Origin of the sequence: Leuconostoc sp. BM2, assembly GCF_002095565.1 — a bacterium.
Classification (GTDB): domain Bacteria; phylum Bacillota; class Bacilli; order Lactobacillales; family Lactobacillaceae; genus Leuconostoc; species Leuconostoc falkenbergense.
Window position 1 is genome coordinate 24,221 of record NZ_MOWQ01000006.1, and the last position, 17,031, is coordinate 41,251.

Below are 17,031 nucleotides of genomic sequence, written 5' to 3' on the forward strand. Positions count from 1 at the left end.
TATGGTAAAAGATATTGATGTATTAGTCATTGGGTCAAATGTAATGGATTTAATCAGCTATGTTGAGCGTTTACCGCATAAAGGCGAGACAGTTGAAGCACCAAGCTTTGAGATGGGATTTGGCGGTAAAGGTGCCAACCAAGCAGTAGCAGCCAGTCGATTGGGCGCTCGGGTTGCAATGCTAACGTGTGTTGGCAATGATGGCTTTGGCGTAAAAACACGTGCCAATTTTGTGGCCAATCATATTGACATCAGTGGTGTATTAACAGGAAATCAGAGCAACGGCGTGGCACCAATTTTTGTCGAAAGTAACGGTGACAACCGTATCTTGATTGTGCAGGGTGCAAACACTGAACTCACACCAGAAGTATTGTTGGATAAAATCGACTTGATAAAACAAGCAAAGGTTATTGTGCTGCAACAAGAGATACCCATGCCAACTAATATTAAGGCCATTCATTTGGCAAAAAAATATAATATTCCAATTATTTATAACCCTGCACCGGCGCACAAATTACCGTTAGACGTTTTGCAAATGGTTGATTATCTGATTCCTAATGAATCTGAGCTTACTGCTATTACCAATATGCCAGTGTCAACAGTTCAGGAAACCAAATCTGCGGCGCGACGTTTGTTGTCATTTGGCGTGGCAAATGTCATTGTGACAATGGGCGAACGTGGTGCGCTTTGGATGACGGCAGGCCAGAAAGAAACACTAGTTGATGGTCAAAATGTTAATGCCATTGATACCACCGGTGCAGGTGATGCGTTTGTCGGTGCGTTTGCACATTATTTTGCTCAAGGTCAGTCACTTGATGCAGCAATTGCTCAAGCTAATGCCTATGCTGCGCTGTCTGTCATGGCGCGTGGTACGCAAAAATCTTATCCCAATATATGCAGTCACGTGACAAAGGAGGTTCAAGCATGAAGCCTTTTAAACGGATTATGGTCATTGTTTTGGATTCGGTGGGTGCTGGCGCGGCACCTGATGCAGCTACCTTTAATGATGTTGGCGCTGACACGATCGGGCATGTTGCGCAAGTGTATCATGGTCGGTTGCATTTGCCACATTTACAAGCAATGGGACTAGCTAATTTACACAAAGGCGGTCTGCAAGGTGTTGCTGTTGAGAGTCGGCCAATTGGTGATTTTGGGACTATGCAAGAAATATCAGCAGGCAAAGATAGCATGGATGGTCATTGGGAAATGATGGGCCTACCGGTTAAGCAACCCTTAGCAACATTTCCAAATGGCTTTCCAGATGAGCTGGTAAGCAAAATTTCTGAATTTGCAAATCGGAAAATTTTGTTGAATCAACCCTATTCGGGGACAGAAGCGCTAAAGGACTATGGTGAAGAACAGATGGTAACTGGCGGACTGATTGTCTACACATCTGGAGATTCGGTGTTACAAATTGCAGCGCATGAAAACGTTGTGCCAGTAACTGAACTATATCGAATTTGTGAGTATGCACGTACATTAGTTAATCAGCCACCCTATCAAATGGGACGGGTAATCGCTAGACCGTTTGTGGGTCATGATGCGAGTGATTTTAAGCGTACGGCCAATCGGCGTGATTTTTCTCTGAAGCCCACTGGCAATACCGTATTGACAAGGTTACAAAAAATGAGTGTACCAGTGATTGGTATTGGTAAAGTTCAGGATATTTTTTCCGGTGAGGGAATTGATACGACTTATCATAATGACAGCAATGATAATGGCATGGTCCACTTGCTGCATGTGATGGAGACTACACCAAAGGGTTTTGTGTTTACTAATTTAGTCGATTTTGATGCTATGTATGGTCATCGCAGGGATCCAATTGGTTTCGGACGTGCTTTAATGACATTTGATCAAGAGCTTGGTGATGTGTTAGGTAAGATGAATCACGATGATCTCATCATGGTTACAGCTGATCATGGCAATGACCCGACTTTTCATGGTACTGATCATACACGTGAAGTGGTACCATTGTTGAGCTATTCACCAAGACTGATTAAATGCGGGAAAACGTTAGGCAGACGCCGAACATTTGCTGACCTTGGGGCAACAATTTTAGATAATTTTGGTGGGCAACTAGACAATGGGACAAGTTTTTTAGGAGAATTACAATGAGTACACATATTGATGCAAAACAAGGTGACATTGCAGAAGTCGTATTATTACCGGGCGATCCTTTACGGGCAAAGTTTATCGCTGAAAACCTTTTGTCGGATGTCACCCAATACAACACGGTTCGTAACATGTTTGGATATACAGGGACTTATCAAGGCGTGCGGGTTAGTGTGCAAGGTTCTGGCATGGGAATTCCGTCATTATCAATTTATGCCACAGAGCTTATTCAAGATTTTGGTGTCAAAAAAATAATTCGTGTTGGCACAGCTGGTGGTTTATTACCTGAGTTAGAAATTGGGGATGTCTTGATAGCCGAAGGGGCCTCAACAGATTCCAATGTCTTACAAGCCACTTTTGGAGAATCAATTGCTTTTGCACCTTTAGCTAATTTTGATTTGTTGTGTCAAGCGCATCAATCTGCTAAACAACTTAATATTCCTGTGCGTGTTGGTAATATTTTTGCTGCTGATCGCTTCTATAATGATGAAATTGATAATCATAAATTGGCGCAGTACGGTGTTATGGCTGTCGAAATGGAGTCAGCTGGTTTATTCTTGATTGGCGCTAAATATCATGTTCAAACGCTCAGTATTTTGACAGTGAGTGACAATTTAGTGACTCAAAAATACGCTGATGCTAAAATGCGCGAGACTGCATTTCAGGATATGATGCGCTTGGCTCTGTCAACAGCTGTGGTCGCGTAAAAAAACGATTTGATCGACATCAAATCGTTTTTTTATTGATAGAAGAAATGTTGGACGGCTTGGTAACTGGTATCATTACCAACGAAATATAGCGTGTCACCGGTTTCAATGACGGCGTACGGACCGGGTGAAACGATGAGATCTTCATTGTGCAAAATGCCAATGACGGTGGCACCGGTATTTTGCCACAGATTTAAATTACCAATTGATTGGTTTAACTTTGCGCTTGGTTGCTCTAACACTAATTCATAGGGTGTGAGTGGATTGTGCTGTTGGACACGTTGTGTTTGTTCAAATAATGTTGATAATGCGCCTGACAAATTGTCTAGTGCAGATTTTTGCTCATCAATGAGATCATTGATTTGAACATGAATATTTTGAATGTTAGTCGTTTCTGCTGCCTGATTCAAAAATGACTTGGCTTTTTCCCGTGACAAAATTTCGACACCACTACCATGAACGGCACGCACAATATCCAAATCTGACAAGACATTAATTGCTTTACGAGCTGTTTCCGCAGACACGCCAAATGTAGTTGATAGCGTCGAGCGCGCATGGAGTTTAGTACCAACACGGTATTCATTATTAACAATTTTTTCTGCAATAAGAAAAGCAATTTTTCGGTAACGCGGTTCTCTGATTTTTGGCATTTTATATTATCCTAATAATTAAAAATTTGACACAAGTGGCAATCTGTGTAAAAATATAAGTTGTCACTTGAAGTAACAACCTAATAAATGCAATGGGTTGTCACTTTATTTTATAGTTAAATTCGAAAAGAATCAAGGAGGAATGTGGCGCATGCAGTGGTATTTTATCTCAATCACTGTGTGATGTGCATGCTAAAAAATGTCTAAAGTAGAAATTAAACATTTAACCAAGATTTTTGGTAAGCGCCCTAAAGCGGCACTCAAAATGGTTAAGCAAAACAAAAGCAAAAATGAAATTGTCGAAAAGACAGGGAGTACAGTTGGTGTTTATGACATCAACATGTCAATTGAAGAGGGCGAAATATTTGTCATCATGGGGCTTTCCGGATCAGGAAAGTCAACGCTGATTCGCTTGTTAAACCGGTTAATTGAACCGACAGATGGCCAACTATTCATTGATGGTCAAGAAATTACTAATTTGACAAAAAAACAAATGTTATCAATTCGTCGCAAAAAGATGAGCATGGTTTTCCAAAACTTTGGTCTATTTCCACACCGTACACTACTGGAAAATACAGAGTTTGGATTAGAAATTCAAGGTGTGCCAAAAGCGCAACGTCGTCAACGTGCGGAACAGGCGTTGGATAATGCACAATTATTATCATTTAAGGATCAGTATCCTAACCAGTTATCTGGTGGTATGCAACAACGTGTCGGTTTAGCACGTGCGCTGACCAATGATCCTGACATTTTGTTGATGGATGAAGCTTTCTCGGCATTAGATCCACTAGTGCGTGGTCAAATGCAGGACGAATTATTGGATTTGCAGGCGAATGTTCAAAAAACAATTATTTTCATCACGCACGACTTGAACGAAGCGTTGCGCATTGGTGACCATATTGCCATCATGAAAGATGGTCAGTTACAACAGGTTGGCACTGGAGAAGAAATTTTGACTAATCCTGCCAACGACTATGTTAAAACTTTCGTTGGTGATGTTGACCGTACTAAGGTTTTGACGGCTGATAGTATTATGATTCCGGCATTGACCTCTAATATTTCAGTTGATGGTCCAACTGTTGCGCTTCGTAAGATGTCTGCTGAAGAAGTCTCTGGTGTTGTGGCGGTTAACCGCCACCGTCAATTTGTCGGTTATTTGTCATCTGAAGCAGCGGTTTCAGCTCGACGTGAAAAATTGCCACTGGCTGATGTTGTTGTTGAAATGCCGACTGTCAAGCCAGATACATTGATATCTGATATCATGCCGATTATTTATGATGCCCAAACACCAGTGGCTATTATTGATGATGATAATCGTTTGAGAGGGGTTATCATTCGTGGTGCTGTGCTTAAGGCGTTAGCAGATACGGAGGGAGACAGTGATGACAACGCATAATCTGATAAATATTCCAAAACTGCCACTTGAAGATTGGGTTAGTGGGTTCGTTTCATGGTTAACGACCGATTTGTCTGGCTTTTTCAACGCAATTCAGCAAGGCGGTCAAGCAATTATGGACACCATCACAAGTGCGCTGATGGCGGTGCCGATGCCATTGATGATTATTGGTATCACAGCGTTAGCATTTGCAATGACCACTAAAAAATATGGTTTTCCCATTTTTGCTGCTTTGGGTTTAATGTTAATTGCCAACCAAGGACTTTGGTCTGATTTGATGAATACAGTGACATTGGTATTGATGGCATCAGTTGTGTCATTAATTATTGGTGTTCCTTTAGGTATTTTAATGGCCAAATCGCCAAAAACGGCTGCTGTTGTACAGCCAATTTTGGACTTTATGCAAACAATGCCTGGCTTTGTTTACTTAATTCCGGCCGTTGCTTTCTTCGGTATTGGTGTCGTACCAGGCGTTTTTGCCTCAATTATTTTCGCCTTACCGCCAATGGTTCGTATGACTAACTTAGGTATTCGTCAAGTACCAGTTGATTTAGTTGAAGCAGCAGACTCGTTTGGTTCAACAACGTGGCAAAAGCTGATTAAGTTAGAGTTACCAAATGCCAAAAATACAATTCTGGCTGGAGCTAACCAAACGATTATGTTAGCCTTATCAATGGTTGTAACAGCTTCTATGATTGGTGCGCCTGGACTTGGTCGTGGAGTTTTGTCGGCGGTGCAACACGCTGATGTTGGTTCTGGTTTTGTGAATGGATTAGGACTAGTTATTTTAGCCATCATTATTGATCGATTCGCACAAAAGTTCAATACAAAACCCGGACAAAAAGCGCCACTCAAGCCATGGCGTCGTTGGACAATTGTCGTTGCTTTGCTCGCTATCGTTGCTGGTGGTACAGTTAATGCCATGACAACTAGTCAAACGACTGGTCAAAAAATTAACATTGGTTACGTCGAATGGGATTCTGAAGTGGCTTCATCAAATGTTCTGGCTGAATCACTTCGTCAGCATGGTTATGATGTTACTTTGACACCATTAGATAATGCTGTTTTATGGCAATCATTGGCAAATAATCAAGTTGATGTTTCTGTGTCCGCATGGCTACCAAACACCCACAAAGCCCTTTATCAAAAATATAAAAACGATGTGACACTTTTGGGACCAAACCTAAAAGGTGTCAAAACCGGCTTAGTGGTGCCGGATTATATGTCAGCAAACTCAATTAGTGATTTAACCACGCAAGCTAATAAAACAATCACTGGTATTGAACCCGGAGCAGGAGAAATGGCAACTGCTGAGAAGACGCTGAAGGCTTATCCGAACCTTTCGGGTTGGAATTTGTCATCATCATCATCTGGTGCTATGGTGTCTGCTTTGGCGAAAGCCTATAAAAATAAACAAGATATTGTCGTAACAGGGTGGTCACCACACTGGATGTTTGGTAAGTATCACTTAAAGTATTTGGCAGATCCTAAAAACACTTTTGGCTCTTCAGAAACAATTAATACTATTGTTAGTAAAAAGCTCAAATCATCAGATCCAAAAGCTTATCAAGTATTAGACAAATTCCATTGGACGAAAGATGACATGGAATCAGTCATGTTAGAAATTCAAAATGGTAAATCTCCTAAACAGGCGGCGGCTGATTGGATTAAAAAACACAAAAAGTTAGTTGATAGTTGGTATCAATAATTATCATCGACAATTTAAAAAGTTTGACCGATTGTATCAGGCAATTGGTCAAACTTTTTTTGTGATGATAGTAGCACCTAAACATTGCTAACGATATCAAATGAAAAATAATCATACAATTCATAATTAATTCTCTTCTCTTCACGATTTCTTAGCATTCATGTCGCAAGTAGCGCAAATTCAATTGGTATCATTGTGTTATCAGACACACAAACAAGCCTAAAGTTGGTGACATATTGTTCTTGTAAGAATAATATATTGCCACATTTGACAAGAATCTGGAGAAATTAAGATGCAACAAAATAATAAACAAAAAATAAGAAAACGCTTAACGATTGGTGCAATCATCATGAGTGCTGTGGTATGGATATTATTTGTCATATTTGCTCATCATTCGTATGTGATGTTATCTGAAGGCTTTATCAATAGTGTTGGGTTTCCGTTCCATCCTAATATGAATACTGTGGCATTAATCCGACAAGTTATTCTGGTAGCGACTGCAGTGACATTATTGTATACGGCGTTGATGACCTTTAGTCACAATCTTGCAGTTAAGAAAGTGAGCGCTACAAAAAATGTTACTAACAATTGAAATCATTTTAATCTTATTAGCGATTTATCCTGTTTTAGGGGCACTCAAATGGTCGTGTGGCTTACTCTTTTATTTAATTTTGAGTAAGAGAAATCATGAATTTCCAAAACAAAATCACGATTTAGATGAAGTTTTTGCTGTGATTCCAGCCTATAATGAAGAAAAAACCTTACTAACAACGATTCAGTCAGTCAAAAATCAAGGGTTGGATAACGACCATATTATGGTTATTGACGATAACAGTAGTGATGAAACGGTCAAAATTGCCACAATGGCAGGTGTTAGAGTATACACGAAAGACCAAAACAAGGGAAAAGCTGATAGTTTAAATTATGCGATTAAATTAATTGATGAATTAGCTGACCCAAACAAAACTGCTTATTTGCTCTCAATTGATGCTGATACGATTCTGCAGGCTAATGGTGTGCAGCGATTATTAGACTATTTTTACGGGCATAATTATGGCGGCGTGACAGCTAATATGGATGTTGCCAATCGTGAAAATGCTTTAGCAAAGTCTCAAGTTGTCGAATTTAGTTCCATAGTTGGTATTATCAAACGTGCTCAGGTCGCCATGACGGGCACAATGTACGCTTATTCCGGCGCAACGACATTGTATGCAATGGCTGCTTTAAAAGAGGTTGGTGGTTTCAGAGAAGATCGCGCGACGGAAGACATTAGTATAGCGTTTGATCACTCTTTGAATGGCTATGATGCTGGTTTCGCCCCAGATGTTAAATTTTATATGAATGTGCCAACAACATTGAGAGATTTATACCGTCAACGGAAACGTTGGGCAAAGGGTGGCATTGAAGTGTTATTCACTAATCTATTGACTTCATTTAAGCGTCCTAAAGTTATTATGATGTTATTTGATCAATTTTTAACGATTGCTTGGTCGTTTTCATGGCTAATTATGTCAATTTATTTAGCCTATCGATTAGTTACAGAATTTTTGAGCGGGGATTTTTATGCCTTGGGTGGCACCATTGGTATTTCGTTGATTGTCATGACCTTACAAATTGTTGTGGGTACTGTGCAAATATTTATTGCGCTACTAGTTGATGATAATGGTAGTAAGTTGAATTACTTCATGTTTGCGCCATTATACCTATTGTTTTATTGGATTGTAAATCCTTTGACAATTATTACACAGTTCATACCCGCGTTGTTGTCGGTTTACGCTGGCATGGGTAAGGGGACGTGGCAGTCTCCTGAAAGAAGCGTTGATTAAAGCAATATTGCAGTCCAAAAAATAGCGACATCATGTCACTATTTTTTTTAATGGTGTTGAATTTTTTTATAAAATTCCGTGATATATTACAACGTTTAGGTATATATGTTACAATATAAGTATCATACTAATTATAAAAGTAATCATTTTTATTCTTTTTTTATCATTATCTCATGATATCCACAAGAATTAAATTTTGACAGTGAGTGACATTAACAAATGCAATGACTAATTAAGATGACGATGGTTCATTTTTATTTGCACAGCACATCATGATAGCGATTGTTTTATGCAGTCAAACTCATTTTGTACGGAAGTGCTTGCACGAGATAGTATGCAACTGCCAACATGACAGCGCTGGGGAAAACGTGTCATGGCTACATCATGTAGTTTTATAATCTTCCCATTAATAGTAAACCAACAGGAGGACACTAAATGGAAGCGTTCCGAAAGGGTATTAAAGAAACAATATCAGCACATCAAGTTAATGTGCAAAATGGCTTATCATCACAACAGGTGACACAAAGTCGGCAAGAAAATGGTGCTAACGTATTTGATGCTGAGAAAAAAGTTTCATTATTTAAAAAAATATTACTCAGTTTAAATGACGTTGCTACCATTATTTTATTGATTGCAGCGGTGATTTCATTTGTTGCAACCTATTTAGAATCAAGCGGTAATTATTTTGAAAGTTTGTTAATTATAGGTATCGTCGTCATCAATTCTGCATTGGCCATTGTCCAAGAAGGTAAAGCAGAAGATTCCTTAGCGGCACTCCAAAATTTAAACCGCACCCAAGTGAAAGTTTTGCGCGATGGTCATATTGTGCAAATTGACGCTGATGACGTCGTTTTAGGGGATGTCTTAGTGGTTGAAAATGGTAGTGCCATTGCTGCTGATGCGCGTTTGATTGAATCAGTTGAATTACAAGCTGAAGAATCGGCATTAACTGGCGAAAGTTTACCTGTTGAAAAAGATGCAAATGCGACATTTGATTCAGACAATAACATTGATTTGGGTGAACGTATTACAATGGTGTATCGTGGGACAACAATCGTCAATGGACACGGTCGTGCAGTGGTTACAGCTGTTGGTATGCAAACAGAAATGGGTAAAATTGCCAGCCTGTTACGTAATGAGTCTAAGACACCGTTGACACCTTTGCAACGTCGATTAGTACAATTAGATAAAAACATTTCTTGGTTAGCGATTGGTGCTGCTGTGATTGTTTTGGGACTAGGCATTTCACAAGGCATGGATCTTAAGCACATCTTTTTGACAGCCATCTCATTGGCAGTTGCGGTAGTGCCTGAAACTTTGGCTGTTATTGTGACGATGACATTGGCGCTTGGTGTGCAACGGATTGCGCAAAAGCACGCCATCATTCGTCGTTTGCCAGCCGTTGAAACATTAGGGACGACCAATATTATTGCGTCTGATAAAACAGGTACCCTAACACAAAATAAAATGACTGTTCGAAAAGTTTGGCATGATCAGCACGACGATTTGTTGGATATCGCTGATGGTTTAGATACTTCAGCTCAGGAAGTGCTATCATTAGCCGCCCTGTCGACAAACGTTTCTGTTAAATCAGTGGATGATCAAAAGGTCTACGACGGCTTGCCAACTGAAGTGGCCTTGGTACGTGCTATTGAATCAGAAACGTCACGTGAACATCTTTTATCACAATATCCTCTTGTCGATCAAGTACCATTTAACTCGACAAAGAAGCGGATGACCACTGTTCACAAACGTCCAGAAGGTGGCTACATAGCAATCACAAAAGGCGCGTTTGATGTTTTATTGCCAATGGTTAAGCATGGCAATCATCAACGAGCTGAGCAAGTGAACAAAATATTTGGTGAACAGGCATTGCGTGTTCTAACAATTACACACAAAAACTTTGATGTCATGCCAGAAGAGCCAACACAAGCTTTCTATGAGCAGGATTTAACTTTGGTCGGTTTGGTTGGTATCATTGATCCACCACGACCTGAATCAGCGCCAGCCGTCGAAAAAGCACGACAAGCCGGTGTACGTACCATTATGATTACTGGAGATCACGTCGAAACAGCCAGCGCAATTGCTCGTGAAATTGGCATTTTGCGTGAGGGTGACCAAACAATTACCGGCTCAGAATTAGCTAAGTTGTCCGATCAAGAATTAGATGACAACATACAAAGTTATAGCGTTTATGCGCGTGTGACACCAACAGATAAAATCAGAATTATCAAATCATGGCAACGTCAGGATGCGACGATTGCAATGACTGGTGACGGTGTTAACGATGCACCAGCCTTGAAAGCCGCTGATGTAGGTATTTCTATGGGTGAAACAGGAACAGACGTGGCCCGTGAAGCATCAGATATTATTTTGACAGATGATAATTTTGCGACGATTATTAACGCCATTTCTGAAGGACGTGGTGTTTATGTTAAAGTCCGCAAAACAATTAATTTCTTATTGAGTGCTAACATTTCTGAGCTATTAGTGATTTTAATTGCCATGTTGTTAGGCTGGGGTTCACCTTTGTTACCGGTTCATTTGCTGTTCATCAACTTAGTGGCCGACGGATTACCGGGTTTTGCACTGAGTCGAGAACCAATGTTGACAAATGTTATGAACCAACCGCCAATGCCCAAAAATGCCAAGTTATTTGGACAAGGGCTTGATCGACAAATTGGGTTGAACGCAATATTGTTTGCGGTTGTGACGCTAATTGCCATTTGGATGGGGCAAAACGTAATATTGGGCGGATTACAACCTAATGAACAAGTTGGACAAACAATGGCATTTATCATCTTATCGTTAACTTCGATTTGGCACGTCTTTAATATTCGATCAGAAAAAACGCTGTTTGCAATCAGCTATGGTGCCAATAAGTCGCTAGTCAATATGGCGATAATCGCGACATTGATTACTTTGGCTATTTCGTTAGTACCACTGACACAGACATTATTCGGCTTAACAGGGCTTTCAATTGCTCATTGGTCGGTAATCTTGGTCTTATCAATACTACCAACGATTGTTATTGAATTATTAAAGCATATACGCCCAAACTTATTTATAGTCTAAAAAAACCAGCTGCAATTTATGAGTTGGTTTTTTCTTTGCGATTATTTAAGTAATTGGTCTTGTGCGATGATAAATTGGGTGAGCGCTTCATCATTAATACGCTGATTATGTTGCTTTAAAAATCGTCGATACAGAAACCCGATTCTTGGTTGAAAAATAAATGTTGTTGGTGCGCTAAAGTCGTCTTCTAATAGTTGATAAGTTCGAATGGCGCTTGCAATTAAAATTTGTTCTGCCTGACTTGCAATTAACGATAAGTCGTTAGCTTCTTCAAATAAAAATTGCTTTTCGGCTGCTGCTAGTGCTTGCTGAAATCGGTTGAGATTATCTGGTTCGATAGCACTATCTTGAGCAACGCTCAGCATCGTTTTTTTAAAACTGTCAATGGCAGACGGTGTTGCAGAAGCTGTTAATTCGAATCGTTCAAACGGCATACCATTTGGCGCTGTGTGGGTTTCGTAGCGAAACCATGTTGGATTAGTTAAAAAATAAGGGGTGTTGGTCATGCTAAAACTCCGGTATTAAACGTTGATGATGAGATTCAATTGATTCGCCAATGACTTTGAGAGCAATCTCATTGAAGGGCTTAGCGACCATAATCACACTTGAGAGGCCATGAAAGTAGAGGTCATCACTACTGCCGGTAGGTACTGTTAAACTAGGATAACCGGCAATCGCAGCAAGATTAATTAGTTTGGTGTCATCACCAAGTAAAACATTGTTATCTTTGAGCATAGTATCAAGCAACCGTCGTGCTATGTCTTGGACACGTGGCTTTTCTTGGGTGGCGTCGCCAGCAAGAAGTGCTTTTTCTAGTAATTCTTGTCCAAAAGGTGCACGTTTTTGGATATCGGCTTGATTGAAATTAATGATATCTTGAAGAGTGTTCATTCTAGTGCTGTGTGTTGTGAGATAGCTGTTTATGCCATGCTGAAATTCCGACAAGAAGACTGCTTTTTCGTCGTCATCATTTGGTTGTTCTTCCGGCATGTCAACGCGATCGTAGTGATCCACATAATCAGAAACTGCTTCGTGTAATGACGTGGTCCATTTTAGTGAAGATAGAACGCTTAAATGTGACTTCATCACAGGGACTAGTTTTTGATTTTGATTATATTGATTTAATGCTGCAAATAGTGCAAAAGTGTCAGATACTGTACGTCCCATTGGACCAACAGTATCTTGTGATTCAGCTAGCGGCAGTATACCATCATTTGGTAGTAGACCATGAGTTGGCTTTAAACCAACAATACTATTCATATGAGCGGGTGCTAAAATAGAACCATTAGTCTCCGTGCCAACAGCTACTGTGGCCATGCTGGCAGCCACAGCAACTGCTGAGCCGGAAGAAGAGCCACTTGGCGTGATATCTGGCATAATTGGATTGATGACACGTCCACCACGAGAAGAGAAGCCAGAAGGTTGCGTATTGCTCATAAAATGAGCAAATTCAGAAAGATTGTTTTTACCCAAAATAATAGCACCGGCTGATCGCAAACGCTGGACAATTGTCGCATCTGATTTAGCAATATTATCTGCTAAGGCTAGTGAACCAGCTGATGTTGGCATACCCGCGACATCAATGTTATCTTTTATTAAAACTGGAATGCCAAACAATAACTGTTTTGGGGTCACCTGACCTTTAAGCCTAGCATTATCTGCAGCTAAAGCTTCGTCTAAAGCATTGGGGTTTAAATCGCTAATGGCATTGAGATGGTAAGGCGCTGATTCGAGTTGCTTAATCCGTGCTAAATAGCTTTCAACCAAAGCAACTGACGTTATTTCACCGGCGCGTAGCATGGCTTGTAACGCAGTGACACTTTGTTCTTTAACATTAATCATTTTCTAAAAAACCTTCCAGTAATTTGTTTCATAATCGGTTCGTCTGAATATGATAAGACATTTTTGGCATAAATACCTTGTCCAAACCAAGCTAATAGGATTAGGGCAACAAATGAAATACCAAGTGAAGCCAAGGCAGTCGGCCAACCCTCAACGTGGGTGACCAGACGCACTGGCATCATGGATTGTGAAACAAATGGGACATAACTTAATGCGCGAATAGCGATATTATTAGGCATAAACGTCATGAAATAACTAAACATATAGCCAATCATCGCTAAAAATGAAATAGGTTGAATGGCTTGTTGCACTTGTGCGTTGTCGTTAATCAATGAAGCAACCATAGCCGTCAGTACCAAATATAAGGCAACAGCAATGAGTATAAAGGCTAACGCGTAGAGCATAAAGCCAGTTGTCACACCATTTAGATTAGACGTGATCATTTTGACAAAAACATTATCTTTCAAAAAAATAACAGTAGCAAATCCTGCGATAAGATAAATCAGCATGTGCGTCAAGGCTAATAGAAACACGCCAATTAATTTACCAAAATACTGAATGCGAGCAGAAGTGGCTGCCAACAAAATTTCCATGATACGTGACGATTTTTCGTTGGCGATCGCGTTGGCAATCATTGAGGTATACCACATTACCACAATCATAGTAATAACACCAATCGCAACAGCGATGGCGTAATTCGCACCCTCAGTATTGTCACCACTTTCAGACTGATTTGCTTGTTGCACAACGGTTTTGAAGTTAACAGGCTTCATGAAATCAGCTGTCTGTGCAGCAGTTAAGCCATACTGCGTGGCTTTTTTGGCTTGTGAGAGTTGATTTAAAATAGTGGCGATATCGTCTTTTGGTACTTGGTCACTTTTTGGTTGGGTTGTCAGTGTCGCTAAATCTGACTTTAAAGTTAAGACACCACCCAATTTTTCTGATTTTAATGCTTTATCAGCTTGTTTTTCGTTAGTGATTTTGGATATCTTCATGTCCAAATTTTTTGCTGATTGAACAAAAGGAACCCGTTCACTTGCTTGTCCGATAACGGCCACTGTGGGCGTTGTGTTGCCCTGCAGTTGTGTTACACCAAAGGCGACACAACCAATAACGGCTACAAAAATTAAGGGAGATAATACCAAAATCCAGTAGCCACGTGATTTGAAGTTAGCTCTTAGCGTATCTTTAATGACAATATTAAGTTGTTTAATCATGAATAGCGACCTCCTGACGGAAAATGTCATCTAATGTCGGTGGTTGTTGGCTGAACGCTGGAATATAACCATTTCGCGTTACTAATTCAAAGACGCGACGTCCAGCAGCTTCATCAGATAAAACTAAATCAAAGCCGGTACCTTGTTTAGTGACGGTGGCGACGCCTTCAATTGCAGCCAGTTCAGTGGCTGTTGTTGGCGATTCAACATAAATGCGTGTCCGTCCAAATTGTTCACGAATGTTTTGGACTGGTCCTTGTAAGACTGTTTTACCGTTTTTAAGCATCGTTAAGTCATCAGAAATTTTTGTGACATTGCTCATGTCGTGACTTGAAAAAATGATCATAGCACCATTGTCACGCATACGGATAATTTCTGACATCATGAGACTGGTGTTGACTGGGTCAAGGCCTGAAAAAGGTTCATCCAAAATAATGAAGTCTGGTTCAAAAATCAAAGATGCAATCATCTGAACTTTTTGTGCGTTACCTTTCGATAAAGTCTGAACCTTATCTGTTGGTTTGCCAACAACATCTAAACGCTTCATCCACTGAATTAACGATGATTTTGCATCAGCACGCGACATACCATGCAATTCAGCAAAGTACAAAACTTGTTCTTCGACTGTACGCTTTTGGTATAAACCACGTTCTTCTGGTAAAAACCCAATTCGTTGTTTGTCTAGCTGGGTGATTGGGTGATCATCCCACAAAATACTGCCGGAAGTAGGCTCAATAAAGTTCAAAATCATACGAAATGTGGTCGTCTTTCCCGCACCATTTTGGCCGATGAGACCCATGACTTTTCCGGGCGTTAAAGTCATATTCATATCAGCAACGGCAGTATGTGCGCCGAATTTTTTGCTGATGTCAGTTAACTGAATCATATTACGCTCCTCCATGTTAATGCAGTCCTATGGTATAGGACCTCTCTTATACTCCATTGTGACATAGTTAGCAAGCTAGGACAAGTTAAGAAGTTTGCATTTTAGCCAAAAAAGAACTATAACGGAGTTAAGAAAAGGGGGCCATAAATCATGGCAGATGAAAAATTCGAAACGTTAGATATTCCAATGAATGAAGTATTTAGTTGGAGCGAGGACAAAACCCCACTACGTGATGCACTATGGAATCATTTCATGGAAGCCAGCAACAAAGATACTTTGTCAACTTTGAAGCACTTGAAAGCATTTGAAAAAATGTCTTCTGATGAAGTGAAAACGGAAGCTGCTAAAGTACTAAAATAAATCTAAAATACAAACGTCCAAGCTGTGTTATGCTGCTTGGATTTTTTTTGTCTATATTTTGGTCTTAATTAATTCACAAAACGCGCAAAAATCCGCCACAATCATTGTCTATAATAAAAGCATAAACTCTCAATATAGAAGGAATAGGCGATGAATTTTAAAAAAATAGGACTGATTTTTGTAGCAACTGCAATGACGATGACACCATTATTAAGTACCGCTAATGCGGAAGATAATAGTGTTGGTTTGCGTGTGAGCGCTGTTTTGCCAGAAAATCAACGATCAAACGATATTTCATATTTTGATTTGTTGGTTAAGCCAAAAGATGAACAGACGCTCATTGTTAACGTAGTCAATACCAGTAATAAACCACAAACTGTGAACACAGCGGTCAGCGCTGCCAAAACAAACATCAACGGTGTCGTAGAATATGCCCCATCTAAGAACAAACTAGATAAGTCAGCACCGTTTGATATGGCAAAAATTGCGACCCTACCTAAATCAGTAGAAATTCCTGCCAATAGCTCAAAAAAATTGGAAGTGAAATTGGCTATTCCAGATAAAAACTGGGATGGTGTAGTGGCCGGGGGTATTACGGTGACACAAGCTGAAGCTACCCAAAGTAATAGTAACAAAAAAAGCGGTGTAACGATTCGAATCGATACGCCTACGCAATTGGTGTTTTGCTACAAACAAAACAGGATTCAACCGTAGCTGAAAAATTGAATTTGGCTAAGGTAACCGCTGGTCAAATTGATGCACGCAATGCAATCATTTCCGAATTGCATAATACTTCCGAAACATATCTTAAGAAAGTATCTGTGACATCAAAAGTAACGCGTGTTAACAGCAGTAAAGTGCTCTATGAATCTAAGAAAAGTGATATGAAGATTGCACCGAGTTCGATTTTTAACTACCCAATCAATTTAAAGGGACATGCCTTTAAAGCGGGTCGTTATACAATGAATATGACTGTAAAATCTGAAAAAAACACTTGGCATTTCAAGAAAAACTTTACCATAATAACCAAAGAAGCGACTGATGTGAACGCCAAGGATATTACAATTGTCCATGACGAAGGCTTCAATTGGTGGTGGATCGTCTTGATTGTCGCTATCATACTAGCTCTGGGTGCCTATATTTGGAAGCGCCGTCGTAATCAAACTAACAAGAATTAAATAAAAAAAGCCTAAAAAGAAGCAATGCATATCTGAAAGATAAAGTAACTGTCGCAGATATGTGGCTTTTTTTT

General features: G+C 39.9%; 16 protein-coding genes. 11 read left to right on the top strand and 5 right to left on the bottom strand.

Annotated features, from left to right (window positions below; translation table 11 throughout):
• Position 1: 1 nt before the first annotated feature.
• Genes rbsK through deoD form a run of 3 tightly spaced genes read left to right on the top strand, consistent with a single transcriptional unit; the run spans position 2 to position 2,819 of the window.
• Complete coding sequence (rbsK, locus tag BMG01_RS03300; RefSeq protein ID WP_036068433.1) at positions 2–928, top strand: ribokinase; 927 nt, start codon at positions 2–4, stop codon at positions 926–928.
• Positions 925–2,115, top strand: coding sequence for a phosphopentomutase (locus BMG01_RS03305; protein ID WP_004914219.1), 1,191 nt, complete (start codon positions 925–927; stop codon positions 2,113–2,115). Before rbsK ends, BMG01_RS03305 begins: the two co-directional genes overlap by 4 nt.
• On the top strand, positions 2,112–2,819 hold the full coding sequence (gene deoD, locus BMG01_RS03310; RefSeq protein WP_036068435.1) for a purine-nucleoside phosphorylase: 708 nt from the start codon (positions 2,112–2,114) through the stop codon (positions 2,817–2,819). The genes BMG01_RS03305 and deoD overlap by 4 nt, the downstream gene beginning before the upstream one ends.
• 32 nt (positions 2,820–2,851) lie before the next feature.
• Here deoD and BMG01_RS03315 read toward each other — a convergent pair whose 3' ends face one another.
• Positions 2,852–3,469: a TrkA C-terminal domain-containing protein gene (locus tag BMG01_RS03315; RefSeq protein ID WP_004911497.1), complete on the bottom strand. Its 618-nt coding sequence runs from the start codon at positions 3,467–3,469 to the stop codon at positions 2,852–2,854.
• 199 nt (positions 3,470–3,668) lie between these two features.
• Between BMG01_RS03315 and BMG01_RS03320 the strand changes: the two genes are divergently transcribed.
• From BMG01_RS03320 to BMG01_RS03340, 5 genes are all read left to right on the top strand, one after another.
• Positions 3,669–4,865, top strand: coding sequence for a glycine betaine/L-proline ABC transporter ATP-binding protein (locus BMG01_RS03320; protein ID WP_004911495.1), 1,197 nt, complete (start codon positions 3,669–3,671; stop codon positions 4,863–4,865).
• Complete coding sequence (locus tag BMG01_RS03325; protein ID WP_004911492.1) at positions 4,852–6,573, top strand: ABC transporter permease/substrate binding protein; 1,722 nt, start codon at positions 4,852–4,854, stop codon at positions 6,571–6,573. The genes BMG01_RS03320 and BMG01_RS03325 overlap by 14 nt, the downstream gene beginning before the upstream one ends.
• Before the next feature lie 292 nt (positions 6,574–6,865).
• Positions 6,866–7,165, top strand: a complete 300-nt coding sequence (locus tag BMG01_RS03330) for a hypothetical protein (RefSeq protein WP_004911489.1) — start codon at positions 6,866–6,868, stop codon at positions 7,163–7,165.
• Positions 7,149–8,399 (top strand): glycosyltransferase family 2 protein, encoded by a 1,251-nt coding sequence (locus BMG01_RS03335; protein WP_004911486.1) that lies wholly within the window; start codon positions 7,149–7,151, stop codon positions 8,397–8,399. The genes BMG01_RS03330 and BMG01_RS03335 overlap by 17 nt, the downstream gene beginning before the upstream one ends.
• A gap of 435 nt (positions 8,400–8,834) precedes the next feature.
• On the top strand, positions 8,835–11,474 hold the full coding sequence (locus BMG01_RS03340; protein WP_036068436.1) for a cation-translocating P-type ATPase: 2,640 nt from the start codon (positions 8,835–8,837) through the stop codon (positions 11,472–11,474).
• 41 nt (positions 11,475–11,515) lie between these two features.
• Here the strand turns inward: BMG01_RS03340 and BMG01_RS03345 are convergent, their stop codons facing one another.
• From BMG01_RS03345 to BMG01_RS03360, 4 genes are read right to left on the bottom strand one after another with little or no spacing between them, the layout of a single operon-like run.
• Positions 11,516–11,980 carry a hypothetical protein gene (locus tag BMG01_RS03345; RefSeq protein ID WP_004911478.1) on the bottom strand — a complete coding sequence of 155 codons (465 nt, stop codon included), beginning with the start codon at positions 11,978–11,980 and terminating at the stop codon, positions 11,516–11,518.
• Position 11,981: 1 nt separating this feature from the next.
• Positions 11,982–13,316: an amidase family protein gene (locus BMG01_RS03350; protein WP_004911475.1), complete on the bottom strand. Its 1,335-nt coding sequence runs from the start codon at positions 13,314–13,316 to the stop codon at positions 11,982–11,984.
• Positions 13,313–14,533 (bottom strand): ABC transporter permease, encoded by a 1,221-nt coding sequence (locus BMG01_RS03355; RefSeq protein ID WP_004911474.1) that lies wholly within the window; start codon positions 14,531–14,533, stop codon positions 13,313–13,315. The genes BMG01_RS03350 and BMG01_RS03355 overlap by 4 nt, the downstream gene beginning before the upstream one ends.
• Positions 14,526–15,419: an ABC transporter ATP-binding protein gene (locus tag BMG01_RS03360; RefSeq protein ID WP_036067591.1), complete on the bottom strand. Its 894-nt coding sequence runs from the start codon at positions 15,417–15,419 to the stop codon at positions 14,526–14,528. The genes BMG01_RS03355 and BMG01_RS03360 overlap by 8 nt, the downstream gene beginning before the upstream one ends.
• Positions 15,420–15,569: 150 nt before the next feature.
• Between BMG01_RS03360 and BMG01_RS03365 the strand changes: the two genes are divergently transcribed.
• The 3 genes from BMG01_RS03365 to BMG01_RS11395 all read left to right on the top strand — a co-directional run bounded on the left by BMG01_RS03365 (position 15,570) and on the right by BMG01_RS11395 (position 16,957).
• Positions 15,570–15,779 (top strand): hypothetical protein, encoded by a 210-nt coding sequence (locus BMG01_RS03365; RefSeq protein ID WP_004911464.1) that lies wholly within the window; start codon positions 15,570–15,572, stop codon positions 15,777–15,779.
• A 150-nt stretch (positions 15,780–15,929) separates the two neighbouring features.
• The gene (locus BMG01_RS11390) at positions 15,930–16,493 is read left to right on the top strand and encodes a DUF916 domain-containing protein (RefSeq protein ID WP_004911463.1); all 564 of its coding nucleotides are present in this window, start codon (positions 15,930–15,932) and stop codon (positions 16,491–16,493) included.
• Positions 16,463–16,957 carry a DUF3324 domain-containing protein gene (locus BMG01_RS11395; protein ID WP_233127265.1) on the top strand — a complete coding sequence of 165 codons (495 nt, stop codon included), beginning with the start codon at positions 16,463–16,465 and terminating at the stop codon, positions 16,955–16,957. Before BMG01_RS11390 ends, BMG01_RS11395 begins: the two co-directional genes overlap by 31 nt.
• Positions 16,958–17,031: the final 74 nt, after the last annotated feature.

Bases quoted from the DNA above. Each gene is read 5' to 3' on its own strand.
- BMG01_RS03315 (WP_004911497.1), bottom strand. From the start codon at position 3,469: ATGCCAAAAATCAGAGAACCGCGTTACCGAAAAATTGCTTTTCTTATT.
- BMG01_RS03355 (WP_004911474.1), bottom strand. From the start codon at position 14,533: ATGATTAAACAACTTAATATTGTCATTAAAGATACGCTAAGAGCTAAC.
- BMG01_RS03325 (WP_004911492.1), top strand. From the start codon at position 4,852: ATGACAACGCATAATCTGATAAATATTCCAAAACTGCCACTTGAAGAT.
- deoD (WP_036068435.1), top strand. From the start codon at position 2,112: ATGAGTACACATATTGATGCAAAACAAGGTGACATTGCAGAAGTCGTA.
- BMG01_RS03350 (WP_004911475.1), bottom strand. From the start codon at position 13,316: ATGATTAATGTTAAAGAACAAAGTGTCACTGCGTTACAAGCCATGCTA.
- BMG01_RS03340 (WP_036068436.1), top strand. From the start codon at position 8,835: ATGGAAGCGTTCCGAAAGGGTATTAAAGAAACAATATCAGCACATCAA.
- BMG01_RS03335 (WP_004911486.1), top strand. From the start codon at position 7,149: ATGTTACTAACAATTGAAATCATTTTAATCTTATTAGCGATTTATCCT.
- BMG01_RS03330 (WP_004911489.1), top strand. From the start codon at position 6,866: ATGCAACAAAATAATAAACAAAAAATAAGAAAACGCTTAACGATTGGT.
- BMG01_RS03360 (WP_036067591.1), bottom strand. From the start codon at position 15,419: ATGATTCAGTTAACTGACATCAGCAAAAAATTCGGCGCACATACTGCC.
- BMG01_RS03365 (WP_004911464.1), top strand. From the start codon at position 15,570: ATGGCAGATGAAAAATTCGAAACGTTAGATATTCCAATGAATGAAGTA.
- rbsK (WP_036068433.1), top strand. From the start codon at position 2: ATGGTAAAAGATATTGATGTATTAGTCATTGGGTCAAATGTAATGGAT.
- BMG01_RS03305 (WP_004914219.1), top strand. From the start codon at position 925: ATGAAGCCTTTTAAACGGATTATGGTCATTGTTTTGGATTCGGTGGGT.
- BMG01_RS03345 (WP_004911478.1), bottom strand. From the start codon at position 11,980: ATGACCAACACCCCTTATTTTTTAACTAATCCAACATGGTTTCGCTAC.
- BMG01_RS11390 (WP_004911463.1), top strand. From the start codon at position 15,930: ATGAATTTTAAAAAAATAGGACTGATTTTTGTAGCAACTGCAATGACG.
- BMG01_RS03320 (WP_004911495.1), top strand. From the start codon at position 3,669: ATGTCTAAAGTAGAAATTAAACATTTAACCAAGATTTTTGGTAAGCGC.